The 25,704-nt window shown below is 63.6% G+C and carries 21 protein-coding genes, 1 other RNA gene and 1 pseudogene; 6 read left to right on the plus strand and 17 right to left on the minus strand.

The features are described from left to right. Position 1 precedes the first annotated feature (1 nt). The 9 genes from ftsW to mraZ are packed head-to-tail and all read right to left on the minus strand — an operon-like array spanning position 2 to position 10,224. Entirely contained in the window at positions 2–1,153 is a 1,152-nt protein-coding gene (gene ftsW / locus NKJ64_RS25550) for a putative lipid II flippase FtsW (protein WP_352463541.1), read from the minus strand. After that, positions 1,153–2,553 carry a UDP-N-acetylmuramoyl-L-alanine--D-glutamate ligase gene (gene murD / locus NKJ64_RS25555; RefSeq protein WP_352463542.1) on the minus strand — a complete coding sequence of 467 codons (1,401 nt, stop codon included), beginning with the start codon at positions 2,551–2,553 and terminating at the stop codon, positions 1,153–1,155. Before murD ends, ftsW begins: the two co-directional genes overlap by 1 nt. An 8-nt stretch (positions 2,554–2,561) precedes the next feature. Further along, complete coding sequence (mraY, locus tag NKJ64_RS25560) at positions 2,562–3,644, minus strand: phospho-N-acetylmuramoyl-pentapeptide-transferase (protein WP_023668273.1); 1,083 nt, start codon at positions 3,642–3,644, stop codon at positions 2,562–2,564. Positions 3,645–3,662: 18 nt separating this feature from the next. Next, entirely contained in the window at positions 3,663–5,096 is a 1,434-nt protein-coding gene (locus NKJ64_RS25565; protein ID WP_352463543.1) for a UDP-N-acetylmuramoylalanyl-D-glutamyl-2,6-diaminopimelate--D-alanyl-D-alanine ligase, read from the minus strand. Next, entirely contained in the window at positions 5,093–6,547 is a 1,455-nt protein-coding gene (locus NKJ64_RS25570; protein WP_352463544.1) for a UDP-N-acetylmuramoyl-L-alanyl-D-glutamate--2,6-diaminopimelate ligase, read from the minus strand. Before NKJ64_RS25570 ends, NKJ64_RS25565 begins: the two co-directional genes overlap by 4 nt. Before the next feature lie 54 nt (positions 6,548–6,601). Then, positions 6,602–8,326, minus strand: coding sequence for a peptidoglycan D,D-transpeptidase FtsI family protein (locus tag NKJ64_RS25575; protein WP_023690872.1), 1,725 nt, complete (start codon positions 8,324–8,326; stop codon positions 6,602–6,604). 14 nt (positions 8,327–8,340) lie between these two features. Next, a complete protein-coding gene (gene ftsL, locus NKJ64_RS25580) occupies positions 8,341–8,733 on the minus strand; it encodes a cell division protein FtsL (protein ID WP_023682142.1) in 393 nt (130 codons plus the stop codon). Positions 8,734–8,737: 4 nt separating this feature from the next. Then, the gene (rsmH, locus tag NKJ64_RS25585; RefSeq protein WP_023714771.1) at positions 8,738–9,754 is read right to left on the minus strand and encodes a 16S rRNA (cytosine(1402)-N(4))-methyltransferase RsmH; all 1,017 of its coding nucleotides are present in this window, start codon (positions 9,752–9,754) and stop codon (positions 8,738–8,740) included. Then, the gene (gene mraZ, locus NKJ64_RS25590; RefSeq protein ID WP_352463545.1) at positions 9,751–10,224 is read right to left on the minus strand and encodes a division/cell wall cluster transcriptional repressor MraZ; all 474 of its coding nucleotides are present in this window, start codon (positions 10,222–10,224) and stop codon (positions 9,751–9,753) included. Before mraZ ends, rsmH begins: the two co-directional genes overlap by 4 nt. Before the next feature lie 402 nt (positions 10,225–10,626). Here mraZ and NKJ64_RS25595 point away from each other — a divergent pair, with 402 nt between their 5' ends. Next, on the plus strand, positions 10,627–11,742 hold the full coding sequence (locus NKJ64_RS25595; protein WP_352463546.1) for a cystathionine gamma-lyase: 1,116 nt from the start codon (positions 10,627–10,629) through the stop codon (positions 11,740–11,742). Between the two features lie 8 nt (positions 11,743–11,750). Here the strand turns inward: NKJ64_RS25595 and NKJ64_RS25600 are convergent, their stop codons facing one another. The 7 genes from NKJ64_RS25600 to NKJ64_RS25630 form a co-directional block, all read right to left on the minus strand. Beyond that, positions 11,751–12,044: a type II toxin-antitoxin system RelE/ParE family toxin gene (locus tag NKJ64_RS25600; protein ID WP_023668265.1), complete on the minus strand. Its 294-nt coding sequence runs from the start codon at positions 12,042–12,044 to the stop codon at positions 11,751–11,753. Next, a complete protein-coding gene (locus NKJ64_RS25605; protein WP_023688026.1) occupies positions 12,041–12,325 on the minus strand; it encodes a type II toxin-antitoxin system ParD family antitoxin in 285 nt (94 codons plus the stop codon). The genes NKJ64_RS25600 and NKJ64_RS25605 overlap by 4 nt, the downstream gene beginning before the upstream one ends. 180 nt (positions 12,326–12,505) lie before the next feature. Then, positions 12,506–12,903: RNase P RNA component class A (gene rnpB / locus NKJ64_RS25610), an RNA gene on the minus strand. Positions 12,904–12,953: 50 nt separating this feature from the next. Continuing rightward, the gene (locus NKJ64_RS25615; RefSeq protein ID WP_352463547.1) at positions 12,954–13,658 is read right to left on the minus strand and encodes a lytic transglycosylase domain-containing protein; all 705 of its coding nucleotides are present in this window, start codon (positions 13,656–13,658) and stop codon (positions 12,954–12,956) included. A 184-nt stretch (positions 13,659–13,842) separates the two neighbouring features. Next, the gene (locus NKJ64_RS25620; RefSeq protein WP_023753535.1) at positions 13,843–14,610 is read right to left on the minus strand and encodes an N-acetylmuramoyl-L-alanine amidase; all 768 of its coding nucleotides are present in this window, start codon (positions 14,608–14,610) and stop codon (positions 13,843–13,845) included. Then, positions 14,607–15,326, minus strand: a complete 720-nt coding sequence (locus tag NKJ64_RS25625; protein WP_023699613.1) for a J domain-containing protein — start codon at positions 15,324–15,326, stop codon at positions 14,607–14,609. The genes NKJ64_RS25620 and NKJ64_RS25625 overlap by 4 nt, the downstream gene beginning before the upstream one ends. 208 nt (positions 15,327–15,534) lie before the next feature. Further along, positions 15,535–15,732: a hypothetical protein gene (locus tag NKJ64_RS25630; RefSeq protein ID WP_023668260.1), complete on the minus strand. Its 198-nt coding sequence runs from the start codon at positions 15,730–15,732 to the stop codon at positions 15,535–15,537. A 177-nt stretch (positions 15,733–15,909) separates the two neighbouring features. On the opposite strand from NKJ64_RS25630, the gene NKJ64_RS25635 reads away from it, so the two are divergent. From NKJ64_RS25635 to NKJ64_RS25645, 3 genes and pseudogenes are all read left to right on the plus strand, one after another. Further along, positions 15,910–19,869, plus strand: a complete 3,960-nt coding sequence (locus NKJ64_RS25635; RefSeq protein WP_352463548.1) for a hydantoinase B/oxoprolinase family protein — start codon at positions 15,910–15,912, stop codon at positions 19,867–19,869. Between the two features lie 31 nt (positions 19,870–19,900). After that, a complete protein-coding gene (locus NKJ64_RS25640) occupies positions 19,901–21,199 on the plus strand; it encodes a BtaA family protein (RefSeq protein WP_352463549.1) in 1,299 nt (432 codons plus the stop codon). Continuing rightward, a pseudogene (locus NKJ64_RS25645) lies at positions 21,196–21,852 on the plus strand (class I SAM-dependent methyltransferase); the annotation flags it as partial. The gene NKJ64_RS25640 and the pseudogene NKJ64_RS25645, both read left to right, overlap by 4 nt. A 123-nt stretch (positions 21,853–21,975) precedes the next feature. Here NKJ64_RS25645 and NKJ64_RS25650 read toward each other — a convergent pair. After that, positions 21,976–23,355, minus strand: coding sequence for a serine hydrolase domain-containing protein (locus tag NKJ64_RS25650; protein ID WP_023753539.1), 1,380 nt, complete (start codon positions 23,353–23,355; stop codon positions 21,976–21,978). 283 nt (positions 23,356–23,638) lie between these two features. Here NKJ64_RS25650 and NKJ64_RS25655 point away from each other — a divergent pair, with 283 nt between their 5' ends. Beyond that, entirely contained in the window at positions 23,639–24,436 is a 798-nt protein-coding gene (locus NKJ64_RS25655) for a glycoside hydrolase family 25 protein (RefSeq protein WP_023753540.1), read from the plus strand. 32 nt (positions 24,437–24,468) lie between these two features. Beyond that, positions 24,469–25,698, plus strand: a complete 1,230-nt coding sequence (locus NKJ64_RS25660; RefSeq protein ID WP_023753541.1) for a lytic murein transglycosylase — start codon at positions 24,469–24,471, stop codon at positions 25,696–25,698. The last annotated feature ends 6 nt before the right edge of the window (positions 25,699–25,704 follow it).

The raw sequence follows: 25,704 nt of genomic DNA on the forward strand, positions 1-25,704 counted from the left end.
ATCACTCCGCCGGCAGGGCGCGCTGCGACAGGGCAAAGCCCATCTGCTTGCGCTTTTCCGGTCGCTTGCGCGTCAGCGCCAGCACCATGCCCATCGAGATGGCAATGGCGATCTGCGAGGAGCCGCCATAGGAGATGAAAGGCAGCGTCATGCCCTTGGCCGGCATCAGCTGCAGGTTGACGCACATGTTGATGACCGACTGCAGGCCGAACACGGTGACGAGACCGCCGACGGCGTAGCGGGTGAAATCATCATGTTCCTTCAGCGCCGTGCTGAGGCCGCGCAGCACGATGAAGGCGAAGATCGACATGATGAAGAAGCACATGATCAGCCCGAACTCTTCGCCGGCGACCGAAAAGACGAAGTCGGCATGCGCGTCGGGGATGACGCGCTTGACGGTGCCCTCGCCCGGGCCGACGCCGAACCAGTGGCCGTTGATCAGCGCCTCGCGGCCCATGTCGACCTGGAACGTGTCGCCTTCGCCGGTCAGGAATTTGTCGATGCGCGCGGCGACGTGCGGGAACACCGTATAGGCGGCAAACAGGCCGCCGGCGCCGGTGGCGCCAAGCGCGATGATCCATAGCCAGGGCAGGCCGGCCATGAAGAACATGACGCCCCAGGTGCCGGTCACCAGCAGGGTCTGGCCGAGATCGGGCTGCGCCACCAGAAGCGAGATGACCAGGATCAGCAGCAGCATGGCAAACAAATTGCCCGGGATGTCGGGCTGGCGCTTGTGTTCGGCGAACAGCCAGGCGCAGACGATGACGAAGGCGGGTTTCAGAAATTCCGACGGCTGGATCGACATGCCGACAAACGACACCCAGCGCCGCGCGCCTTTCACCTCGACGCCGATATAGAGCACGGCCACCATCAGCACCAGCATGATGCCCAGGATGATCAGCGCCATGCGCCGGATCTGCCGCGATTCCAGGAAGGACACTGCCAGCATCACGCCGAGCGCCGGCACGGTGAAGATGATCTGCCTGGTGGCAAAGTGGAAACTGTCGAGGCCGATGCGTTCGGCCACCGCCGGGCTTGCCGCAAAGGACAAGACGATGCCAAGCCCCATCAGCGACAGGAACGCCGCCAGGAACCAGCGATCGATCGTCCACCACCAGGTTGCGACCGGGCTTTTGTCGAGACGGCTTTGCATTATCGTGCCCCTCCGATGGGTTTCACGCCCTCGATAGCATTCGCAGCTTGCCTGAAGGCTTCGCCGCGAACTTCGAAATTCTTGAACTGGTCGAAACTGGCGCAGGCCGGCGACAGCAGCACCACCGCCTCGCCGCTGTCATCCTTGGCCGCGTCTTTCGCGGAATGGTCGACCGCGGCGGCCAGGGTGCCCGAGATTTCATAGGGCACGGCTTCGCCGAGCGTCGCCGAGAACGCGGGCGCCGCCTCGCCGATCAGATAGGCCTTGGCGATGCGCGGGAAGAAACCGCGCAGCGGCTCGATCCCGCCTTCCTTGGGCAGTCCGCCGGCGATCCAGTAAATGCGCGAAAAACTCGACAGCGCCGGTGCCGCCGCATCGGCATTGGTCGCCTTGGAATCGTTGACGAACAGCACGTGGTCCTTCCGCCCGACCTGCTCCATGCGATGCGCCAGGCCCGGGAAGCTCTCAAGTCCTGCCTGGATCTCGCCGAGGCTCAAGCCGACCTTGAGGCAGGCGGCGACCGCGGCAAGCGCGTTCTGCGCATTGTGCTGGCCGCGCAACGAACCGATGCCTTCGAGGAAGGCGACGCGGCTGTAGCGGCCATGCACGGCTTCCATCAGATCGGAGCCGTCGGCGAAATAACCGTCGGTCAGCGGCAGCCGCTTGGAGATGCGGATCACCTGTCGGCCCGCCCTCTCCAGCCGGTCGGCGATCTGCGCGCACCAACTATCGTCGACGCCGACAATGGCTGTCTCGCTGCCGGCGACCAGCCGCTCCTTGATCGAAGCGTAGTGCTGCATGGTGCCGTGGCGGTCGAGATGGTCGGGCGTCAGGTTGAGCAGGATGCCGGCCGTCGGATTGATCGAGGGCGCGAGATCGATCTGGTAGGACGAACACTCGACGACATAGTGCCCGTCAGCCCGCGGTGGATCAAGCGTCATGATGGCGCGGCCGATATTGCCGCCCATCTGTGTGCCGCGCCCTGCCGATTTGAGGATATGCGCGGTCAGCGCCGTGGTCGTCGACTTGCCGTTGGTGCCGGTGACGGCGATGAACGGCGCATCAGGCGCGCGCGCAATCCGCTCGCGGCAGAACAATTCGATATCGCCGATCACTTCGACGCCGGAGCCACGCGCCAACTCCACCGTCCAGTGCGGCTTGGGATGCGTCAGCGGTACGCCGGGTGAGAGCACGAAGGCCGAGAATTTCGACCAGTCGGCGCCGCGCAGATCGGCGGTCGCAATGCCTTGGTCAGCAGCCTTGGCGACGCTATCGGGATTGTCGTCCCAGGCGAGCACGTCGGCGCCGCCCTCGATCAGCGCGCGCGCCGTGGCGATCCCCGAGCCACCGAGCCCGAAGAGCGAAACGCGTTTGCCCGAAAAGGATGCGGCGGGGATCAAGCGGGTTCCTATCTCAGCTTGAGGGTCGACAGGCCGACCAGCGCCAGGATGACGGCGATGATCCAGAAGCGGATCACCACCTGGCTTTCGGTCCAGCCGAGCTTTTCGAAATGATGATGGATAGGCGCCATCAGGAAGACGCGCTTGCCGGTCATCTTGAAGTAGCCGACCTGGATGATGACCGACAGGATTTCCACGACGAACAATCCGCCGACGATGACCAGCACGATTTCGTGCTTGGTGGCGACCGCGACCGTACCGATCAGGCCACCCATGGCCAGCGAACCGGTGTCGCCCATGAAGATCGCTGCCGGTGGCGCGTTGAACCAGAGGAAGCCGAGGCCGGCGCCGATGACGGCGCCAAGCACGACAGCCAGCTCGCCGGTGCCGGGCACGAAATGAATCTGCAGATATTCGGCGAACACCGCATTGCCGGAGAGGTAGGCAATAACGCCGAAGGATGCCGCCGCGATCATGATCGGCACGATCGCCAGCCCGTCGAGGCCATCGGTCAAATTCACCGCATTGCCGGCGCCGACAATGACGAAGCAGGAGAACGGCACGAAGAACCAGCCGAGATTGATGATGAATTCCTTGGCGAAGGGGAAGGTCAGCGACGACGAGAACGGCGCCTGGCCATTATGCATGATCGCCCAGGCGGCGATGCCGGCGATGACGAATTCCAACGCCAGCCGCGCCTTGCCGGAAAAGCCGAGATGCGACTGCTTGGTTACCTTGAGATAGTCGTCGTAAAAGCCGATCGAACCGAAGCCCAGCGTCACCAAGAGCACCACCCAGACATAGATCGAGGAGAGGTTCGCCCATAGAAGCGACGAGCCGACGATGCCGCACAGGATCATCAGCCCGCCCATCGTCGGCGTGCCGGCCTTCTTGAAATGCGTCTGCGGGCCATCGGCGCGGATCGGCTGGCCCTTGCCTTGCCGCAGCCTAAGCGAATTGATGATGGTCGGCCCGAAGATGAAGACGATCAGCGCCGAGGTGATCAGCGCACCGCCGGTGCGGAAAGTTATGTAGCGGAAGACATTGAAGACCGAGACCTTGTCCGCAAAATCGACGAGCAATGTAAACATACGATTCCGTTCCCCGGACTAGTTCTGTTTCGTGCCTGCGGCTTCCGCCGGATATTTGCCGAGCAAGGCCTCGACCAGCTTTGAAAAGCCGATGCCTTTCGACGATTTGATCATCACCACGTCGCCGGCCTTCAGCGTCGACAACAGCAGCGGCTTCAATTCCTCGGCGCCGGCGCGGTATTCCGTTTTGATCTCGTCGGGCAGGATGTCTGCCAGCGCCCGCATTTCCGGGCCGCCGAGAAAGACCGTGTGCGTGCCGGTCCCGACGATCAGTTCGGCCAGGGCTGCATGCAGCTTGGCCGAATGGTCGCCGAGTTCGAGCATGTCGCCGAGCACGGCGATGCGCCGGCCCTCGCCCGTGACAGGCGTCGCATTGAGCAGCGCCATGGCAGCAGCCATCGAGGCCGGATTGGCGTTGTAGCTCTCGTCGATCAGTGTGATCAGTCCCTTGGGATGGCGCAGCACATGGCGCTTGCCACGGCCGCGTTCGGCGGAGAGATCGGCCAGCGCTTCCGCCACCTTTGCGATGTCGGCTTCAACGAGATGCGCCGCGCCAAGAACGGCGAGCACATTCTGTACCATGTGGCGGCCGGGCGCGCCGATCCGGGCAACGACATCCTGCCCGCCGATCCTGGCGGCAATGTCGGAATGATCGGCATGCAGCTCGCATCTGGTGAGCTTGTAGGTCGAGCGGGCGTTCTCACCGAAGCCAAAGACATGTTCGACGCCGGCGGCCCGCGCCATCTTGTCGAGCAGCTTCCAGCGCGCATCGTCGCGGTTGAGCAAGGCCGCACCGCCGGGCTCGATGCCTTCGAAAATCTCGGCCTTGGCCTTGGCGATCTCGTCGAGATTTCTGAAGAAGCCGAGATGCGCGGCGGCAATCATCGTGACGATGGCCACATGTGGCCGGACCATCTTGACCAGCGGCCGGATCTCGCCGGGATGGTTCATGCCAATCTCGAACACCGCATAGTCGCAATCGTCAGGCATGCGCGCCAGCGTCAGCGGCACGCCCCAATGATTGTTGAAGGACTGCTCCGAGGCATGCACCGTGCCGACGGCCGACAGCACATGGCGCAGCGCCTCCTTGGTGGTGGTCTTGCCGGCCGATCCTGTCACCGCGATGATCTTTGCATTGGACCGGGCGCGGGCGGCAACACCGAGTTTCTCCAGTGCTGCCAGCACATCCTGCACGACGATCATCGGCGCCGTCAGCCGCCCAAGCGACGGCAACTTGCCCTCGGCAACGACCAGCACGCCGGCGCCTGCCTTGATCGCCGCGGTCGCGAAGTCATGGCCGTCCATCGCCTCGCCCTTGATGGCGAAGAAGGCGTCGCCCGGCTGCAGGCTGCGGCTGTCGATCGAGATCCCCGAAATTCCCTCCGGCATCGGCCCGAGCGGCCGACCGCCCATCGCGTCGACCAGCGCCTCGGAAGTCCAGAGCACGCTCATGCGGCCCGCTCCCGCAGCGCCGACCGGACTTCCTCGTGGTCGGAGAACGGAAATGTCTCGGCGCCGATGGTCTGGCCCTCTTCATGGCCCTTGCCGGCAACGATCAGCGTATCGCCCGCTTTGAGCATGGCGACCGCTTTGTGGATCGCCTTGCGGCGGTCGCCGATTTCAATGGCGCGGGGTGCGGCTGCCAGGATCGCGGCACGGATCGTTTCCGGCACTTCCGAGCGCGGATTGTCGTCGGTGACAATGACGACATCGGCGAGCCGCGTGGCGATCTCGCCCATGATCGGCCGCTTGCCCCGGTCGCGGTCGCCGCCGCAGCCGAACACAACGATGACGCGGCCGGTGGTGAACGGGCGCACGGCGGCCAGCACATTTTCCAGCGCATCCGGCTTGTGGGCATAGTCGACATAGACGGGCGCGCCATTGGCGGTGGCGCCGACAAGGTCGAGCCGTCCCGGCGCACCCTGGAGTTTCTCCAATGCCATCAAAGCTTTGGCCACCGGCGTTCCAGTGGAAATGGCCAGTCCGGCCGAAACCAGGGCGTTGGCGATCTGGAAGTCGCCGGCGAGCGGCAGGTCGATCTCGTAGAGCACGCCGTCAGCTTCGACCTCGGCGCGCTGGCGGTGGCGCTCGTGCTCGACCCGCTTCAGGCGCAGGAAATCGCCATGGCGGCCGACAGTCAGCACATTGAGCCCCGCGGCCTGCGCAGCCTGGATGGTCGGCGCCGACCACGGATCGTCGGCAAAGATGACCGCCGGCGCGCCTTTCGGCAGCAGCGTGTCGAACAGGCGCAATTTGGCGCGATGGTAGTCCTCGACCGTCGGATGATAGTCCATATGGTCGCGGCCGAGATTGGTGAAACCGCCCGCGGCGAGCTTGACGCCATCGAGACGGCGCTGGTCGAGACCATGGCTGGAAGCCTCCATCGAGGCGTGTGTGACGCCGGCCTCCGCCAATTCCTTGAGCAACTGGTGCAAAGCCACCGGATCGGGCGTGGTCAGCGAACCGTAGTCGTTGCGGCCCGGCGCCACCACGCCGGTGGTGCCAATGGACGCGGCGGCAAAGCCGGCCTGCTCCCAGATCTGCCTGGTGAAGGCGGCGACCGAGGTCTTGCCTGCGGTGCCGGTAACCGCGACCATGGTCTCCGGCTGGCTGCCGAAGAAACGTGCCGCGCTCAGCGCCAGCGCCAGGCGTGGGTCGTCGACGCTGAGCACCGGGACGGACAGGCCGGAAACGGCGCTGGCGTTGCCAACGACAACCGCCGCTGCGCCGCGCTTTGCCGCATCGGCGGCATAGGCCGAACCATCCGCCTTGCTGCCGGCGAGCGCGAAAAAGACCACGCCGGTCTTGACCGTGCGGGAATCCGACGAAATCCCGGTTACCTCCACATCGCGGGAAGATGTTCCCTCGACAGGCAGGATACCGGCTAAATCTCTCAGGTGCATCGAACCCCGTTTATCTCAACAAAATGGCGCGCAGTTGCCGGCGCGCCCTAAGAATCACTGATAGGAAACCAGCGTTGCGCCATTTTCATGGCTGAAATCTGGCTTCACGCCAAGCATGGCGGCTGCCCGCCTGATGATGTTTCCGGCCATGACACCCGCATTGTTGGCGGCAACGTCGGTCATTCCTGGCTTTTCCGGGTGCGGAGCGTCAGCGATCGTAAACACCAGATATTGCGGATCGTCCATCGGGAAGGCGGCGACGAAGGTGTTGAAATTCAGTTCCTTCGAGTAGCGGCCATTGATGACCTTCTCGGCGGTTCCGGTCTTGCCGCCAACGCGGTAGCCGGGGGCCCTGGCGTTTCTGGCCGAGCCCTTCTCGGCATTGAGCGTATAGAGGTAGCGCATGCCCTCCACAGTCTTTTCGCTGACCACTCTCTTGGCCGCCGCCATGGCATCCTGCTCGCTGCGGACCAGGAAAGTCGGCGGGATCAAATAGCCCTGCATCAGCGCCGCGCAGCCGACGGCCGCCTGCAGCGGCGTCGTCGACACGCCATGGCCGAAGGCGATGGTGAAGGAGTTGACCTGCTTCCAGACCTTCGGTTCGGTCGGGCGCGCGACCTCAGGCAGTTCGGTCTGCATCCTGTCCAGAAGGCCAAGGCGATGCAGGAATTCGCGGTGCCCCTCGATGCCGACCATTTCGGCCTCACGCGCCGATCCGATATTGGAGGAGTAAAGGAACACCTCCGGCAATGACAGCACGCGGTTCTTGCCGTGGAAATCGTGGATGGCCTGATGGCCGACCCGGATTGGGTGCGAGGCGTCGAAACGGCTGTTCATATTCGCCTTGCCGGAATCGAGTGCCATGGCCGAGGTGAAGCTCTTGAAGGTCGATCCCATCTCGTAGAGGCCGGCCGACATGCGGTTCAGCCGATCCTTGTCCTGCGCATTGAAGGGATTGTTCGGATCGAAATCCGGCACCGAGGCCATCGCCACCACTTCGCCGGTCTTGATGTTGAGCACGACTGCGCCGGCGCCCATGGCGCGATAGCGCTCGAGGCCGGCGGCAATCTCGTCGCGCACCACATGCTGGACGCGCAGGTCGATCGACAGCTGAACCGGCTTCAGATCCTTGGCGATCGCCAAGCCTGAGGCCTGCAGGTCGCTCAGGCCCTGCTCGTCAATGTACTTCTCCATGCCGGAGATGCCCTGATTGTCGATGTTGGTGAGGCCGACAATGTAGGACGAGGTCACGCCGGCAGGATAGAAGCGGCGCTTTTCGGTGCGAAAGCCGATGCCGGGAATGCCGAGCTGCATGATGTCGGCCTGCTGCTTGGGTGTCAGCTGCCGCTGCAGCCAGACGAAGCCGGCGCCGCTCTTCAGCTTGTGATAGGTCTGCTCGGGGTCGATATCTGGCAGAATGGTCGACAGCTTTTCGATCGCCTCGTCGGCATCGACGATGCGGCGCGGCTCGGCAAACAGCGATGCCGTCTTGATGTCGGTCGCCAGCACCTCGCCGTTGCGGTCGACGATGTCGGGACGCGACGCCGTCACCCGGCTTTGCGGCCCATTCGACATGTCGGGGGACTGGAAACCGAGATAGACCAGCCGCCCGGCGATGGTCGAATAGATGCCGAAGAACACCGCCATCGTCATCACGATGCGGGTCTTGGCCTTGCCGCCGGTCGCCTTGCGCGCGCCTTCGACCACGATGGAGCCGTCCTCGCCGGTCCGTGCGCGGCGCTTCAGCAATTTGCCGACCGACGGAAGTTTGGCGCGCATTGGAAATCCAGCGATCATTGGACGATGGCTCCGGTGACCACGGGATCCTTGTCGGCTGGTCCTTTGCCGGAATTGTCGGCCATGCCGCCAAGCCGTTGCGACGACAGGTCCTCGATGTTGAGCGGTTTTGCCGGCAGGTCGTCGAGCCCGACGATCTGCCGCGCATTGACCGGCTCGAGTGCGAGCTGCGATTTGTAGATTTCAGCCAGCTTCTGCAGGCGCGACGGCTGGGTCAGCAGGCTCCAGTCGGCCTTGAGCAGGTCGATCGTGTCCTCCTCATAGCGGATCTGCGCCTCGATCTTCTGCACCGAAGCCAGCTGTTCCTCGGCCTCGCGCTTGGCCTTGTAGGTCAGGGCCGCGGCCGAGACCATGACGGCGATCAGGACTATGTCGCTGGTTCGAAACACGTATTCACCTCTCTCGCGGCGCCTGGATGCCGGGAAGCTTTGGAAGGCCGAAAATGGTGAGATCACCGGCGCGCGCCGGCGCCTCGGTGCGGATGGCGGTACGCAGCCTGGCCGAGCGCGCCCGCGGATTGGCAGCGACCTCGGCATCGCCTGCCGTCACGCCGCCACCAGCCTTGCGGAAGGTCGCAGTGCGCGCGTGCGCCTCGGGCAAATGACGTGAGCCGGTGGCGACGTCGGCGCGGTCGGCGATGAACCGCTTGACGATGCGGTCTTCCAGCGAATGGAACGTCACCACGGCAAGCCGCCCGCCGGGCTTCAATACCCGCTCGGATGCCATTAGGGCTTTGGCCAATTCGCCCAGCTCGTCATTGACGAAAATGCGCAGCGCCTGGAAGACGCGGGTGGCCGGATGAATCTTGTCCTTCGGCGCGCGGCCGATATGCGTTTCGATGGCGTCGGCGAGATCGAGCGTGCGCTCGAACGGACGTTTTTCGCGGCGTGACTCGATCATGCGGGCAATGCGGCCGGCATTCCGCTCTTCGCCGAGGAAGCCGAAGATGCGGGCAAGGTCGCCTATCTTGAACGAATTGACGACGTCGGCAGCACTCAAGCCCGCCTGCGCCATGCGCATGTCGAGCGGCCCGTCGGTGCGGAACGAAAAGCCGCGCTCGGGCTGGTCGACCTGCATGGAGGAAATGCCGATGTCGAGGACAACGCCGTCGGCGCTTTCGACCTGCTCGTCCAGCGTCGAAAATGGCGCCTGCACCAGCCTTAGCCTGCCGCCGGATTGCTGTTCCAGGCCGCGCCCGGCGGCAATCGCATCGGGATCGCGATCGATCGCCACCACCGAGGCGCCGCTCGCCAGGATCGCCTTGGTGTAGCCGCCGGCGCCAAACGTGCCGTCGACGATCACATCGCCGGCTTTGGGTGAGAGCGCCTCCAGCACTTCGGCGAGGAGGACCGGAATGTGGCGGACCGGTCCGCCAACGGCGCTGAGATCATCGCCGTGATCCGCCATCATTCCGGCCGCTCCCCAGCCTTGGCCTCGTGAGCCTTCGTCCCCTGCCGAAGCTGCAAAAGCCGAGCGCGCGCCTGCGCCCCATAGGCGGCCAGCCGTCCAGGCTCCCAAACTTGAAAGAAATTGCCACGGCCGACAAAGGCCACTTCGCTCGTGATGCCCGTATGCTGGCGGATGAAATCGCTCATCGTGATGCGGCCATCCTGATCGAGCTTCAGGAACGTCCCGTCGCCATGGCAGAAGAACGACATATCGTCCGCCGTCTGCAAAAAAGGGTCTTCCAGCGCGATGCGCTGCTCGTAGCGGTCGAGCAGATCGAGCCCGCCGACATCCATCGCAGGCACGTCCAGTCCGCGCAGCGCGTAGAGCTCCGAATAGCCGCGTTTCTGCACGACAGTGCGGAAATGCGCCGGAACGGAGACCCGCCCCTTCGCATCGATCCTGTTCACCGCGCTTGACAGAAACCGGTCCATTACACGCTGCAGCCGCTTCCGCCGCCGCACCCCTCTCCATGTTTTCGTCCGCGCCGAAGCGCGTCCCCTGCCGAAAATCCGCTTCGATCCCAGCGGCAAAACCCCGCAAACGCACAGCCGCCGCGGCTGCCCGATTGGCGTACGCTTTACCCTGACGCGGAACGAAGGCTTTGGTATCGAAATGGGATATCATGGGGCACTATGGGCGTCAACGGGAACAGGCTTCACAAACGCGCGCGCCACAACCGGTGAGAGCAGCTCTGACAACACTCCCGTCTTTATCTCCCATTAAGCCTAACGAACCGTTTAGAGCGGGCTGGCCCAAGCGGAAGCGGCTTGCCGCGCATCACTGCCGCGAATAGCGTCGTCAGTCTTTTCGCTGAGCAACAAGGTCAGAAATCCATGTCCGAAACAGCCAGGTCCCGCGCGGCCTCCCTTGCCCATCTGCGTCGCGACGGACTTGCCAAAGGCGACCCCATCCCATTGCCGCTGACCATGGCCGCTATTTTCCACAACCCGGGCGACGGCGCCGGCTACAGTCAGTACGGCCGTTACAGCAACGCCACCTGGGATGCGGTCGAGCACATGCTGGCGCATCTCGAAGACGCGCCATGCGTCGGCTTCCCCTCGGGGATGGCGGCGATCTCGGCGGTGTTTTTCGGCCTGTTGAAATCCGGCGACCGCGTGCTTTTGCCCTCCGACGGCTATCACGCCACAAGGGCGCTGGCCGAGCGTTTCCTCAAGCCGTTCGGCGTCATTTATGATCTGCGGCCGACATCTACATTCCTCGACGGCGGCTTCGACGGCTACCGCCTTATCTACATTGAAACCCCGTCAAATCCGCGATTGGACATTTGCGACATCACAGCCGTCGCCGAGGCGGCGCACCAAGCGGGCGCGATCGTCGTCGTCGACAACACCACGATGACGCCGTTCGGCCAGCGTCCGCTCGATCTCGGCGCCGACATTGTCGTTGCTGCCGACACCAAGGCGGCCAATGGGCATTCCGACGTGCTGTTCGGCCATGTCGCCAGCCGCAATCCAGATATCATCGCGGCCGTCACCGGCTGGCGCGAGACCGCGGGCGGCATTCCCGGCCCGTTCGAGGCTTGGCTGGTGCATCGCGGCCTGGAGACGCTGGAGGTACGCTTCGACCGCATGTGTTCTTCTGCCGAGGTGATCGCGAAGCGCCTGAAAAACCATCGCGCCGTTAGCGGCTTGCGCTACCCCGGGCTGGAGGGCGACCCGTCGCACAACCTCGCCCGGGCGCAGATGGAGCGCTTCGGCTTCCTCATGTCCTTCGAACTCCTCTCCCAGGAAAAGGCCGAGGATTTCATCAACAACTGCACGCTGATGCAGGCGGCAACGTCGTTCGGGGGTGTCCACACCTCCGCCGAGCGGCGGGCCAAGCGAGGAGATTCGGTTCCGCCCGGCTTCGTGCGCCTGTCGGTGGGCTGCGAGCCGGTGGAAGAACTCTGGCAGGCGATCGAGGCATCGCTGGACAACATCGGCATCTGAGCTGGCGGTTAGGTCACCAAGTCGTCGGCGCCAATATCGCGCCTGCCGTGCAAAACGCGGACGATCTCGATCGCGTCTTCGCCCATGCGATACAGAGTGACATATTCGCCGACGATCAGATGACGAATGCCGGGCGCGATATCATCGCGCGGCGCACCTGAGAACGGGTGCAAGGTGAGCAGTGTCCAGCGCCTCTCCAAAGCGTCCACAAGGCGCATGGCTCCCTTTGGGCTATGTTCCGCAATGTAGTCACCGATGCCTTCGACATCTGATATCGCCTGAGGAAGCAGCCGATATTTCACTCTTCCGAGCCTGCAGCTTCCGACATCCTCTGATATTTGGCTCGCAGCCGGTCCATGAAGGGCTGGCCGTCCACCGCCGGTCCGCTGTCGATCCCCTCCTGAACCAGCCTGCGCAATTCCTCGACCGTGTAGCCGAGAAGATCGCGGCGGTCTTTCCATTGCCGCAGCGCATCACGGATGACTTCGCTGGCCGAGGCATATTCGCCGGCGGCCACGACATCGTCGACCGCCGCCGCCAGTTCCGGCGAAAGCGTGATGCTGCGTTTGTCGACGTGACCCATGATGCGCTCCTGATCAAACCATGACAATCATGGTACGATTAAATCGTACCAGCTTCAAGGATGCGTTTGTCTCGACCCCAGCATGCGTACTTGATTCAATCGCTCAAGCACCTGAATCGTCAGCTGCGCCCGAAGGCGCAGACTGCTGATCCCAAAGGATTAATCGCGATATGGGGAGAAATTGCCAGCTGGCCTGTAAGCCGGGTTTTGTATGGCCCTCGCCCCTTTCGGGGCGAGAACGTGGCGGCCATTCATCTTGGGCGCATGTTGCCATGCGCCTCACGCAACCTACCCGGACGGTGAGCCGGAAACAGCCCTCGAAGGTTTCCCCTCGCACCGTCCCTATTCGGTCTTGCTCCCGGTGGGGTTTACCGTGCCGCTCCTGTTGCCAGTCGCGCGGTGGGCTCTTACCCCACCCTTTCACCCTTGCCCCGATAAATCGTGGCGGTTTGCTTTCTGTGGCACTTTCCCTGGGGTCGCCCCCGCCGGCCATTAACCGGCACCGTGTCTCCATGGAGCCCGGACTTTCCTCACCCGCAGCCTTTCGGCTTTGCGGGTGCGGCCGCCCGGCCAGCTGGCAGAGCGTATAAAGGGGTTCACGTTCCAAAACGCAAATGAAAAAGCAGACTTATGCCGGCGATCCCAATGCCGCCAACTGCACCTTGACCTTGCCGCAATACGCCGCCGACACCGGGTTCATCCGCGTCGCGGCATGGCCGGCATTGTATTTCAGGATCGTGCCGCAGGTGGTGCCGCCGCCGAGATTGCGCGCCATGGCAAGGTACTTCATGCCGTATTTGATGTTGGTGTCGGGATCGAACAGACCCTTGGCGGAGCCGCTATATCCCATCATCCGCGCTGTTGCCGGCTTGATCTGCATCAGGCCGATTTCACCCGCGCTGCCGACGATGTTCGGCCGGTAGTTGCTCTCGATCTTGATGACCGCCTGGGCCAGCGACACCGGCACGCCTTCGGCCGCGGCATAGCGGGCAATGATCGCCGAATACTGGCCGCCAAGCGCGGCTGCCGCAGTCGACTCCGCAGCGGTGCTTGGGCGGATCGATGCGGTCGTCGTCAGGTCGACGCTCTTCCTGTTGCGCTTAAAATGCCTCTTGGCCGTTGCTTTTCTGGCTTTCACCACGGCTGCTTTGCGCACTTTCGCGGTGGTTGCCCTTTTTGTTTTTGGGTTTGCCTTCGTCATGGTGGCTTTGGCGGGTGCGGCGATGAAGCCCTGGTCTGCCCTCTGGCTCAGTGGTGCGGCATCGGCCGTGCTGAAGGTAAAAGTCATTACGCCGGCAGCAATAGCTGCCGTTACAACGGTCAATTTCTGCATGTGGTCCCGTTCTGTTTGGCCGCGCGAAGATCTTCACGCAGCAACGCCTAATCAATATCGGAGCATCCGGGGGGCTGGAGGTCCGATAACTTGCACGAACTGCCTTTGAGGGCGGAATTTGTGTCGAACAAGGCGAGGCAATTCACTTTCAGTGACAGGCTGTAACTTGAATATCAGGAAACGATTATTTAGACGCAACTGACCTAAGGGAAGTCAGCAGGCTTTGCAGCGTGCTAGACGTAGAGCCGTCGGCGACACCATCCACCAGGCGCGGTCGGAAATGCCGTTGAAAAGCTTCGACGACGATTTCGGTCTGGCGGTCGAAGACACCTGATATCTCGACGCCATAGCCATAGAGCGCCAGCATCGACTGCAGTGTCTCGACCTCGGCGCCGGTATCGCCGGCTTTCAGCACCGCGCCGCGCCGGACCGGCGCCGCAGGCACGAGATGGCCGACCCCGGCCGCAAACAGCGCCTTCCAGGGGAATTTCTCGCCCGGGTCGATCTTGCGCCCCGGCGCTATGTCGGAATGGGCAAGCACCCTTTGCGCCGAAATGCAATGGCGTTCGATGATACCAAGGCAAAGCCCGATCACCGCTTCCACCTGCCGCTTGGGAAAGGCCGAATAGCCGAGCGAATGGCCGGGATTGACGATTTCGATGCCGACCGAACAGGAGTTGATGTCGGTACGCCCGAACCAGGAACTTGCACCGGCATGCCAGGCGCGGTCGCTTTCGCGCACCATCTGGATAATGCGACCGTCCTCATGGACGAGGTAGTGCGACGAGACTTCGCTTGCGGGGTCGCACAACCAGGCTTCCGCGGCAGCACCAGTCGCCATGCCGGTATAGTGCAGCACGATCATGTCGGGCCTGAGGGTTTCGCGCCGCGGGCCGAAATTCGGCGATACCCTGACCTCCGCGCTTGGCTCGTCGGGCGGGAAGCCGCTCATGCGTGCCTGAGGCCCCGCTCGATCATTTCATAGGCCGCGTTGATCGCCGCGACCCTGGTCGTTGCAATCTTGATGAATTCCTGCGGCAGGCCGCGCGCGATCAGCCGGTCCGGATGATTGTCGGAGACCAGCTTGCGGTATCGCTTCCTGACCTCCTCGAACGGTTTCCCGCGCTCAATGCCGAGCACGATATAGGGATCGCCGGCGCCGAGATTGACGTGCCTGGCCAGGATGGCCTCGTAGTGCACCTCGTCGATGCGGAAAATCTCGGCAATACGGTGCAGGAAAATCCCTTCGCGCTCATGCACCAGCCCGTCCGCCTTGGCGATATGGAACAGACCGTCGAGTATGTCTTCCAGCATGACGCAGTTCGAATGGCCCGAGCCGCACATCTGCGCCATACTCTCGGCATAGGTCTCGAACCCGGCGACGTCGCGCTTGGCCAGATCGTAAAGCCGCGCCACATTGCGGGTCTGTTCTCGCGGCACCTCGAATATTTCCTGGAACGCGCGAACCTCGTCCTGGGTGACGATGCCATCGGCCTTGGCCATCTTGGCTGACAGCGCAATCATCGCCACAGAGAAGGCGACGCGCCGGCGCAGATCGGCGTCACCGGAGAAAACCGTGCGCACGGCCTCGACCACATCGGCGACGCCGGACGTGGCTGAAGATGAAACGCGGGTGATGAAGTCGCCGAGGCGATCCCAAATCGACATGAGCGCTTATTAGGGCCGCCGGCCATTGCTATCAAGCCAAGACAGCGCCGCAGAGTGGATCGATTTACGCAAGCAACCGACGCGCCAGATCCCAAACCGTAGGAAAGAGCCGGTTCAAGGCCCTTGAGCCCCCGAATCGCCTAAACGCAGGAAGGCCGGCGCGAAGCCGGCCTCCTCTCTCGTCACGTCAAAGTGACCGAGACTGCTGCTACTGCGCGGGGGCAGGAGCAGGTGTTGCCGGAGCCGGTTCTGCAGGCTTCGGTGCATCCGGCGTCGCCGGCTTCATGGGCTCGGCGGCTGGCGGATTGGTGCTCTGGGTGGTGGTGTTATCCGTACCGCTGTCGCTGCAGGCGGCAACGCCGAACAGGGCCAGGGCGGAAACGGAAGCAAGAATCAGCTTTTTCATGACATCTCTCCTTCAACACACGCTCACGTTGCGGTGAACGGTCGAAGGCAAAATGCATCAAACGGTCATGAGTTTCGTAACGTTGCGTTTCCTGATGTAACATCCGCGCACTACCGATTGCGGGCCGGGCGATGCCGAACTAACAGTCTGGACCCAAATGCAATGCCGGAGTTCTGCGTGGACAAGAAATGGGATTTTTGGATCGACCGCGGCGGCACCTTCACCGACGTGATCGGACGTGATCCGCAAGGCGGTTTGCATCCCAGGAAATTCCTGTCGGAAAATCCCGAAGCCTATCCCGATGCGGCCCTAGCCGGCATCCGCGAGCTTTTGGGGCTGAAATCCGGCACCGCTATTCCTCCGGGCCTGGTCGGTGACGTCAAGATGGGTACCACCGTTGCCACGAATGCGCTGCTGGAGCGCAAGGGCGACCGTGTGCTTTTGCTCATCACCAAGGGCTTTCGCGATGCGCTGAAGATCGCCTATCAGGCCCGGCCGGACATCTTCGCCAAGGAGATCATCCTTCCGGAACAGCTCTACGAGCGGGTCATCGAGATCGACGAACGCGTGCGCGCCAATGGCGAGGTCGAGCGCTTGCTCGACATCGCCGCCTGCCGCCCCGCCATCGAACAGGCGAAGGCTGACGGCATCGATGCGGTGGCCATCGTCTTCATGCATGCCTGGAAATATCCCGACCACGAGAAGGCGGTGGCGAAAGTCTGCCGCAAGATCGGGTTCAGCCAAGTCTCGGTCAGCCATGAGGTCTCGCCGCTGATCAAGCTGGTCGGCCGCGGCGACACCACCGTGGTCGATGCTTATCTGTCGCCGATCCTGTCGCGCTATGTGCAAAGGGTGGCGGGAGAACTGGGCGCGATGCCAATCTCCCCACTTGTGGAGGGTGAGGAGCGGTCGGCCAAAGGCCGAGAAAAAGCCGACGATTTGGCTTTTTCAGCGACGAACGCCCGGAGCCATAGCGAAGGGCAGTCGGCAAAGCCGACAGAGGGGGTTCTCTCAGGAGGCACCACCAAAGCGTCGAGCACTGCCGCGGCGACCCCACCCGGCGGCTCCGCCGCCACCCTCCCCTCGAGGGGGAGGGAAAACCCTCGCCTGATGTTCATGATGTCGTCGGGCGGGCTCACCGCCGCCGACATGTTTCAGGGCAAGGACGCGCTGCTGTCCGGCCCGGCTGGCGGTGTCGTCGGCATGGTCGAAACGGCGAAACTCGCCGGTTTCGAGAAAGTCATCGGCTTCGACATGGGCGGCACCTCCACCGATGTCGCCCATTATGACGGCGAGTATGAGCGCGCCTTCGACACCGAGGTCGCCGGCGTGCGCATCCGCGCGCCGATGATGCGCATCCATACCGTCGCTGCCGGCGGCGGCTCGATCCTGCACTACGAAGCCGGCCGTTTCCGCGCCGGCCCGGATTCCGCCGGCGCCAATCCTGGCCCCGCCGCCTACCGGCGCGGCGGCCCGCTGGCCGTCACCGACGCCAATGTCATGCTGGGCAAGCTGCAGCCCGATTTCTTCCCGGCAATTTTCGGCCCGGGCCAGGACCAGCCGCTCGACGTCGCCGCCGTGCATAAAAAATTCGCTGCGCTCGCCGCCGAAATCGGCGATGGCCGCACACCGGAAGCCGTCGCCGAAGGGTTCGTCACCATCGCGGTGGAAAACATGGCAAACGCCATCAAGAAGATCTCCGTGCAGCGCGGCTACGATGTCACCGAATATCTCTTGAACTGTTTTGGCGGCGCCGGCGGCCAGCATGCCTGCCTGGTTGCCGACGCGCTCGGCATGGAGGCGGTACTGATCCACCCCTTCTCCGGTCTGCTCTCAGCCTACGGTATCGGCCTGTCGTCGGTTTTCGCGTCGCGCCAGCAGGCACTCCTGAAGCCGCTTGCCGAAGAATCCAGGACCGAGATCGGCAGCCTCATCGGCACGTTGAAAAAAGCCGTCATCGCCGAATTGGCAGCGCAAGGCATTGCGCAGGACAAGGTTGCCGCAAAGCCGGTGCTGCACATCCGCTATGACGGCACCGACACCACGCTGCCGGTGAATTTCGAAGGCGACTCGATCTTCCAGGCCAGGCGCGATTTCGAAGTGGCCCACAAGGCGCAGTTCGGGTTCGTCTATGATGACAAGCCGATGATCGTCGAGGTCGTTGGCGTGGAAGGCGCCGAGATCGTCGAGACCACGGCCGAAGCCGTTGCGCCCGCCGGACCGGCAATGGTTGAAGCGGGTGCGTCGGGAACGCGGCGCATCTACACCGAGGGCCGCTGGCGTGAGGCCGGCATCCATCGCCGCGAAAACCTGCGCCCATCCAATCTGGTCCCAGGCCCCGCTTTGATCATCGAGCCGAACCAGACCATCGTCGTCGAGCCGGGCTGGCAGGCCGAAATCACCAACCTCAATCACGTCGTCATCCGCCGCACCGAACGGAAAGTTCGCACGGCTGCCCTCGGTACCGAAGCCGATCCGGTGATGCTGGAGGTCTTCAACAACCTCTTCATGTCGATCGCCGAACAGATGGGCGTTACGCTGCAGAACACCGCCTATTCCGTCAACATCAAGGAAAGGCTGGATTTCTCCTGCGCCGTCTTCGACCGCCACGGCGCGCTGGTCGCCAACGCGCCGCACATGCCGGTGCATCTCGGCTCAATGGATCGCTCAGTCGAAACCATCATCCGGCTGAACTCCGGCGACATCCACCCCGGCGACGTCTTTGCGCTGAACGCACCTTACAATGGCGGCACGCATCTGCCCGACATCACCGTGGTGACGCCGGTCTTTTCCCTCCCCCATGAGGGGAGGGTGGCCGCGCAGCGGCCGGGTGGGGTCCTCTCAGAAGGCACCACAAGAGCGTCGAGCACTGCCGCAACGACCCCCTCCGGCGGCTCCGCCGCCACCTCCCCCTCAAGGGGGGAGGAAGTAATCTTCTACGTAGCCTCACGCGGCCATCATGCCGATATCGGCGGCACTGCCCCCGGCTCGATGACACCACTTGCCACCACGGTCGACGAGGAAGGCGTGCTGTTCGACAATTTCCGCGTCGTCGATCGCGGAAAATTCCGCGAGGCGGAGTTGCAAACGCTGCTCACCGACCACCCCTACCCCGCCCGCAACCCGCACCAGAACATCGCCGACCTAAAGGCGCAGATCGCCGCGAATGAAAAGGGCGTGGCGGAATTGCGCAAGATGGTCACCCATTTCGGCCTCGACGTCGTCGAAGCCTATATGGGTCATGTCCAGGACAATGCCGCCGAAAGCGTGCGCCGCGTGCTGGAAAGGCTGCCTGACAGCTCGCAGTATGAATACCCGACCGACACCGGCCAGGTGATCAAGGTGAAGATCACGGTCGACCGGCAAAAGAGCGAAGCGACCGTCGACTTCACCGGCACCTCGCCTGTCATGAAGAACAATTTCAACGCGCCCGAGCCCGTCGCCCGCGCCGCCGTGCTCTATGCCTTCCGCGTCATGGTCGAGGACATGATCCCGATGAATGCCGGGTGCCTCAGGCCCATCAACATCATCATCCCCGACGGCTCGATGCTGAAGCCGGCCTACCCCGCAGCAGTCGTCGCCGGCAATGTCGAGACCTCGCAGCATGTCACCAACGCGCTGTTCGGAGCCATGGGCGCCATGGCCAATGCGCAAGGCACGATGAACAACCTGACCTTCGGCAACAAGCAGTACCAGTATTACGAGACGATCTGCTCCGGTTCGCCGGCCGGACAGATGAACTCCGGCCGCGGCTTTGCCGGCACATCCGGCGTCCACACCCACATGACCAATTCGCGCCTGACCGACCCGGAGGTGCTGGAATTGCGCTTTCCCGTGCTGCTCGAGGATTTTCACATTCGCGAAGGCTCCGGCGGCAAAGGCAAATGGGATGCCGGTGACGGCACCAGGCGCACCATCCGTTTCCTCGAAAAGATGGAATGCGCCATCCTGTCCTCGCACCGCAACCGCCCGCCGCAAGGCCTCGACGGCGGCGGTGACGGCGAGGTCGGCTCGACCAAGGTCCGCCGCCAGGACGGCAGCGTCGAGACGCTGAAGGCCTGCGACCAGACCGTGCTCGACGCCGGCGACGCCGTCATCCTGACGACGCCGACACCCGGGGGATTTGGCAAGGCCTGAACTCGCGTCAACAGGCTGTCACCCGCCTGTCATGCCCCTGAGTTACCCGCTTGCGGCAAAGCAAATGGGGAATCACTTTGCCATGACGGACGTCTCCTCGGATCTCGTTTTTCGCCGCGGCAAGGAAGTTGGAAAAGCCGTCTACCAGAACCGCCCGCTGTCGAAGGCCGGCATCTCGGAGCGGCTGTTCGCCCTCTTGTTTTCCGGTCTCGTCTATCCGCAGATCTGGGAAGACCCTGAAGTCGACATGGAGGCCATGCAGCTTGGCCAGGGTCACCGCGTCGTCACCATAGCGTCGGGCGGCTGCAACATCCTCGCCTACCTCACCCGCTCGCCTGAACGCGTCGATGCGGTCGACCTCAACGCCGCCCACATCGCCTTGAACCGGATGAAGCTGGAGGCGGTGCGGCATCTGCCCTCGCAGGGCGATCTGTTCCGTTTCTTCGGCGCCGCCGGCACCAGCCACAATTCGCAAGCCTATGACCGCTTCATCGCGCCGCATCTCGACCCGGTCAGCCGCCACTATTGGGAGCGTCGCAACTGGCGCGGCCGCCGGCGCATAACCGTCTTCGACCGCAATTTCTACCAGACCGGCCTGCTCGGCCTGTTCATCGCCATGGGCCACCGCATCGCCAAATTCTTCGGCGTCGATCCCGCCGGTATCATGGCGTCGAAGAGCCTCGCCGACCAGCGCCGCTTCTTCAACGAAGAGCTGGCGCCGGTCTTCGACAAGAAGCTGTTGCGCTGGGCTACCTCGCGCAAGGCTTCGCTGTTCGGCCTCGGCATTCCGCCGGCGCAGTACGATTCGCTGATCACCTCGGGCGATGGTTCGATGGCCAGCGTGCTGAAGGCCCGGCTGGAAAAGCTCGCTTGCGATTTTCCGCTGAAGAACAACTACTTCGCCTGGCAGGCTTTCGCCCGCCGCTATCCCAATCCGGGCGAGGCCGCCCTGCCCGCCTATCTAGAAGAGGCCAACTACAAGGCGATCCGCAACAATGTCGATCGCGTCGGCATCCACCACGCCAATCTGATCGAGTTTCTGGCCGGCAAGGACGCAGGCACCGTCGACCGTTTCGTCCTGCTCGACGCGCAGGACTGGATGACGGACGACCAGCTCAATGCCCTTTGGTCGGAGATCACCCGCACCGCCTCGGTCGGCGCCCGAGTCATCTTCCGTACCGCCGCCGAGCCCAGCCTGCTGCCGGGCCGCGTCTCGATCTCGCTGCTCGACCAGTGGACCTACGAGGACGAGGCCTCGCGCGACTGTTCGGCCCGCGACCGCTCGGCCATCTATGGCGGCTTCCACCTTTATGTGAAGCGCGCGGCATGAGCGCGAGCGAGCTGCCGGCCGACCATGCCGAACTGATGGACGGCGTCTATCGCTGGCAACGCCATATCTACGACCTGACCCGCAAATATTACCTGCTCGGCCGCGACCAGATGATATTCGGGCTGGATGTGCCGGCAAATGGCAGAGTGCTCGAACTTGGCTGCGGCACCGGCCGCAACATCGCGCTTGCCGCCCGCCGCTATCCCGACGCCCGCCTCTACGGCCTCGACATCTCGGCCGAGATGCTTGAGACGGCGAGCAAGGCGATCGGCCGCGACGGCCTGTCCGGCCGCGTCGTGCTGGCGCGCGGCGACGCCACCGATTTCGACGCCAAGACGCTGTTCGGCATCGAGCGCTTCGACCGCATCTTCGTGTCCTATTCGCTGTCGATGATCCCCGGTTGGGAAAAGACGGTTTCGGCAGCCCTTGCGGCACTCGCGCCCGGCGGCTCGCTGCATGTCGTCGATTTCGGCCAGCAGGAAGGCTTGCCCAACTGGTTCCGGAGATTCCTGCGCGGCTGGCTCAAGAAATTCCATGTCACGCCACGTGAATCATTGCGCGAAGTCTTGGAATCGGAATCTCGGCGAACCGGCGCAAGCTTCTGTTTCGGCGCGCTTTATCGCGGCTATGCCTGGCTGGCGGTCGTCAAGATCGCGCACTCTTACCTCCCCTCGATGGGGGAGGTCGCCCCGAAGGCGCGGGTGGGGGTGAAGTGCCAGGCACCCCGCCCCGGCGCTACGCGCCGACCCTCCCCATCAAGGGGAGGGTAAAGGGAGCTAGCGCAGTGCCTTCATCAGCGCGCCGACCATCACCTGCGGCCGGTAGCCGAGCTTGGCCGGCGTCAACCCCAGCCGCACCACCACCAATTGCTCCGACGGGATGATGGCGACCGTCTGGCCGTCATGGCCCTCCATCCAGTAGGTATCGTTGGGCAGGCCGGCGGCGACGCCGGCGCCGGGATTTCCTTCGTCCCCCGGGGCTTCGATCCAAAGTTGCCCCTTGCCGTAGACTTTCGAGGCCGGTGCCGGTTCGCGCATCCAGTCGACGAAACCGGCCGGCAGGATCTGGTTGCCGTTCCAGACGCCGCCCTGCAGCAGGAATTGGCCGAACCGCGCCCAGTCATGCCCCGTGGCATAGAGGTAGGATGAGCCGACAAAGGTACCCTCCTCGTCGGTTTCGAGCACCGCGCTTTGCATGCCGAGCGGCCCGAACAGCGCTGTCCTTGGCCACATCAGCGCCTTGTCCTTGTCGCCGATAGCATCCTGCCACAGCCGCGACAGCATCACCGCCGTGCCGCTCGAATAGGAAAAGACCTTGCCGACGTCGCCGGTCAGCGGCTTGGCCTCGGCGAAGCCCGCCATATCGGGTTCGAGGTAGAGCATGCGCGTCACATCGGCGACGTCGCCATAATCCTCGTTGAACTCGAGCCCGCTCGACATCGCCATCATATCGGCAAGGCTGATGGCGGCGCGGCCGTCCGCCTTCCATGAGCCGAACAGACCCTGATTGGTCACCGCCATCTTGCCGTCCTTGACCAGCGTGCCGACGAGCGCGGCGTTGACCGTCTTGGTCATCGACCAGCCCAGCAGCGGCGTTTTCGCCGAAAAGCCGTCGCCATAACGCTCGGCAACAATGCGGCCGTTTTTGACCACCACCACGGCGCGCATGCCGATGCCGGTCATTGCCGCACCGTCCAGGATCTTGTTTATTTCGGGATTTTGCGAGGCGTCGACTCGATCTCCCTCGGGCCACAGATCGCCCTTGGTGGCCGCCGACGCCTCGGCAGGGATTGACGTGCGCCGTGCCTTGCCGACGTCGCCATCGGGAACCGACGCGCAACCCAGGCCGGCGCGCGCAACGGCAACGCTCTTGCCGAGGAAGCCAAGCAGCCCGGCCGAGACGGTCCCCCTGTTCTTGTCGACCGACACCTTCATCAGCCTGAGAAGCGGATGGCCAGGCGCCTGCACGTCGATGGCAAGCACCTCATTGGGATCACGGCCGGCGATAAAAACATTGGAGCAGACAATCTTGGCGGAATAACCGGAACCGACCCGGATCAGGTCGGGCGGCGCGATGTAGAGCCAGGTAAACAGGGCGGCTATGGCCAACACGACCAGGCCGAGCAGCCATTTGATGATCTTCACGGCGATCCGCATCTTTCCGTCCCTGCTTTTCCGCTGGCCGTGGCTTGCGGCCCGATTTATGTCATCGATTTGCCGCCATTGCTTCCGCACAATCGGTGTTCTTGTCGAGCGCCGTCAACCTGTTATCAACCATGATCGGCGATCACTGATGCATGTCGCCCAAAAGTGCGCAGCGGTTTTGGGACAACGACATGCACGAAAATAGCGTATCAGGCGATGCTGTGGGGCGATCGCCTGAGGGGCACTTGCAACGACAACCCAACAGCGACCGGCTGATTCCGGCTCGGGAAATGCGATGCGCCGTTTTGCGGCCCTCATCACGTTGACGCTGCTGGCCGCCTGCTCGACCGCCAGCGATCTCGTGCCCTCGATGTCGCCATCCAGCAGCCCGACGGTTGCCGTGCGCGCACCGCGTTTCGAAGACTCCAAGCCGCATGAATGGGATAGCGGCGCGCCCTGGAACTATGCCGTTCACGGCACCGACGTCTCCAAATACCAGACCTCGGTCGACTGGCCGACGGCCAAGGCCAGCGGCATCTCCTTCGCCTTCATCAAGGCGACCGAGGGCGGCGACCGTTTCGACGAGTATTTCAACGAGCATTGGTCGCGCACCAAGGCCAATGGCATTCCGCGCGCGGCCTACCATTTCTTCTATTTCTGCACGCCGGCCGCCACCCAGGCGCGCTGGTTCATCCAGAACGTGCCCGTCGACCGCTCGGCCATGCCGCCGGTGCTCGACATGGAGTGGAACCCGCAATCGCCGACCTGCCGGCTGCGCCCGGATTCGGCGACGGTGCGGGCCGAAATGACCACCTTTCTCGAGATGATCGAGCGGCACTATGGCAAGAAGCCGATCATCTACACCTCGGTCGACTTCTTCGACGATAACGACCTTTCGACCTTCCGCGGCTATCCCTACTGGCTGCGCTCGGTGGCCGGCCACCCCCGCCAGAAGTACGGCAGCCACCCTTTCACCTTCTGGCAATACACCGGAACCGGTATCGTTCCCGGCATGACCGGCAAGTCCGATATCAACGTCTTCAACGGCACTGAGGCAGCCTGGAAAAAGTGGCTGCGGCAGAACACCCGTTGACACCGGCTCTGCCGCCTGCTTTTCGACGTCCCATGCGCACCTACCTGCAACCACTGGGATATCCACGCCGGAAACAGTCGAAGAGCCGCCTGCGCTCCGGGCTGCTCGCGGCCCTGCTGCTCGGCGCCGCGGTCGTGCCGGCGGCGGCGCAGGAATGCGGCGGCGACTTCGAAACCTGGAAGCAAGGCGTGGCGGCGGAAGCCAAGGCAGCCGGTGTCGGCGCTGTCGGCCTTGACGCGCTGGAAGCCGCCACCATCGACGACAAGGTGCTGGCGCGTGACCGCGCCCAGGGCGTCTTCGCCCAGACCTTCATCCAGTTCTCCAACCGCATGATCTCGGCCTACCGGCTGAAGCAGGGCGCGGCCAACCTGAAGAAATACGCCGAAATCTTTGCGCGCGCCGACCAGCAGTTCGGTGTCCAGGCGCCGATCATCACCGCCTTCTGGGGGCTGGAGACCGATTTCGGCGCCGTACAGGGCGATTTCCACACGCTGAGCGCCTTGGTGACGCTGTCGCATGACTGCCGCCGGCCGCAGCTGTTTCGGCCGCAACTGGTGCCGCTGTTGACGCTGATCGATCGCGGCGTCGTTCCGGCCGACGTCACCGGCGCCTGGGCCGGCGAGATCGGCCAGACGCAGATCCTGCCTTCCGATTATCTCGCGCGCGGAGTCGACGGCGACGGCGACGGCATCGTCGACCTCAGGCGCAGCGTACCCGACGTGATCATGACCACGGCCAACAAGGTGCTGTCGCGCGGCTGGAAACGCGACCAGCCCTGGATCGAGGAAGTGCGCGTGCCCGAGGACATGCCCTGGGAGCAGACCGGCCGCACCAACAAGTTGCCGCTGTCGCAATGGGCCGCCTGGGGCGTCACCAATCCCGATGGCACGCCGCTGATCGACAATGGCCTGAAGGCCGGCCTGGCGCTGCCGATGGGCCGCAAAGGTCCGGCCTTCCTCGCCTACGACAATTTCGACGTCTATCTCGAATGGAACCAGTCCTTCACCTACGCGCTGACCGCCGCCAACTTCGCCAGCCGGCTGGCCGGGGCAAAGCAGTTCGACCCGCGCAATCCCGAAACCGGGCTCAATGGCGACCAGATGAAGGAATTGCAGACCAAGCTCGAAGCCAGGGGCTATGACGTCGGCACCGTCGACGGCATTCTGGGCACCAACACCCGCGAAGCCATCCGCAAGGAACAGATGCGGCTCGGCATGCCGGTAGACGGCTGGCCGACGCCGGAGCTTTTGGGGAAACTGTGAGTAGAA

This window comes from Mesorhizobium sp. M0062 (assembly GCF_040323125.1).
GTDB lineage: Bacteria > Pseudomonadota > Alphaproteobacteria > Rhizobiales > Rhizobiaceae > Mesorhizobium.

Bases quoted from the DNA above. Each gene is read 5' to 3' on its own strand.
- NKJ64_RS25595 (WP_352463546.1), top strand. From the start codon at position 10,627: ATGTCCGAAACAGCCAGGTCCCGCGCGGCCTCCCTTGCCCATCTGCGT.
- NKJ64_RS25630 (WP_023668260.1), bottom strand. From the start codon at position 15,732: ATGAAAAAGCTGATTCTTGCTTCCGTTTCCGCCCTGGCCCTGTTCGGC.
- NKJ64_RS25615 (WP_352463547.1), bottom strand. From the start codon at position 13,658: ATGCAGAAATTGACCGTTGTAACGGCAGCTATTGCTGCCGGCGTAATG.
- mraY (WP_023668273.1), bottom strand. From the start codon at position 3,644: ATGTTTACATTGCTCGTCGATTTTGCGGACAAGGTCTCGGTCTTCAAT.
- NKJ64_RS25660 (WP_023753541.1), top strand. From the start codon at position 24,469: ATGCGCACCTACCTGCAACCACTGGGATATCCACGCCGGAAACAGTCG.
- NKJ64_RS25565 (WP_352463543.1), bottom strand. From the start codon at position 5,096: ATGAGCGTGCTCTGGACTTCCGAGGCGCTGGTCGACGCGATGGGCGGT.
- NKJ64_RS25640 (WP_352463549.1), top strand. From the start codon at position 19,901: ATGCCCCTGAGTTACCCGCTTGCGGCAAAGCAAATGGGGAATCACTTT.
- NKJ64_RS25575 (WP_023690872.1), bottom strand. From the start codon at position 8,326: ATGCGCGCCAAACTTCCGTCGGTCGGCAAATTGCTGAAGCGCCGCGCA.
- mraZ (WP_352463545.1), bottom strand. From the start codon at position 10,224: ATGGACCGGTTTCTGTCAAGCGCGGTGAACAGGATCGATGCGAAGGGG.
- ftsW (WP_352463541.1), bottom strand. From the start codon at position 1,153: ATGCAAAGCCGTCTCGACAAAAGCCCGGTCGCAACCTGGTGGTGGACG.
- NKJ64_RS25570 (WP_352463544.1), bottom strand. From the start codon at position 6,547: ATGCACCTGAGAGATTTAGCCGGTATCCTGCCTGTCGAGGGAACATCT.
- NKJ64_RS25625 (WP_023699613.1), bottom strand. From the start codon at position 15,326: ATGTCGATTTGGGATCGCCTCGGCGACTTCATCACCCGCGTTTCATCT.
- NKJ64_RS25620 (WP_023753535.1), bottom strand. From the start codon at position 14,610: ATGAGCGGCTTCCCGCCCGACGAGCCAAGCGCGGAGGTCAGGGTATCG.
- NKJ64_RS25655 (WP_023753540.1), top strand. From the start codon at position 23,639: ATGCGCCGTTTTGCGGCCCTCATCACGTTGACGCTGCTGGCCGCCTGC.
- NKJ64_RS25650 (WP_023753539.1), bottom strand. From the start codon at position 23,355: ATGCGGATCGCCGTGAAGATCATCAAATGGCTGCTCGGCCTGGTCGTG.
- rsmH (WP_023714771.1), bottom strand. From the start codon at position 9,754: ATGATGGCGGATCACGGCGATGATCTCAGCGCCGTTGGCGGACCGGTC.
- NKJ64_RS25605 (WP_023688026.1), bottom strand. From the start codon at position 12,325: ATGGGTCACGTCGACAAACGCAGCATCACGCTTTCGCCGGAACTGGCG.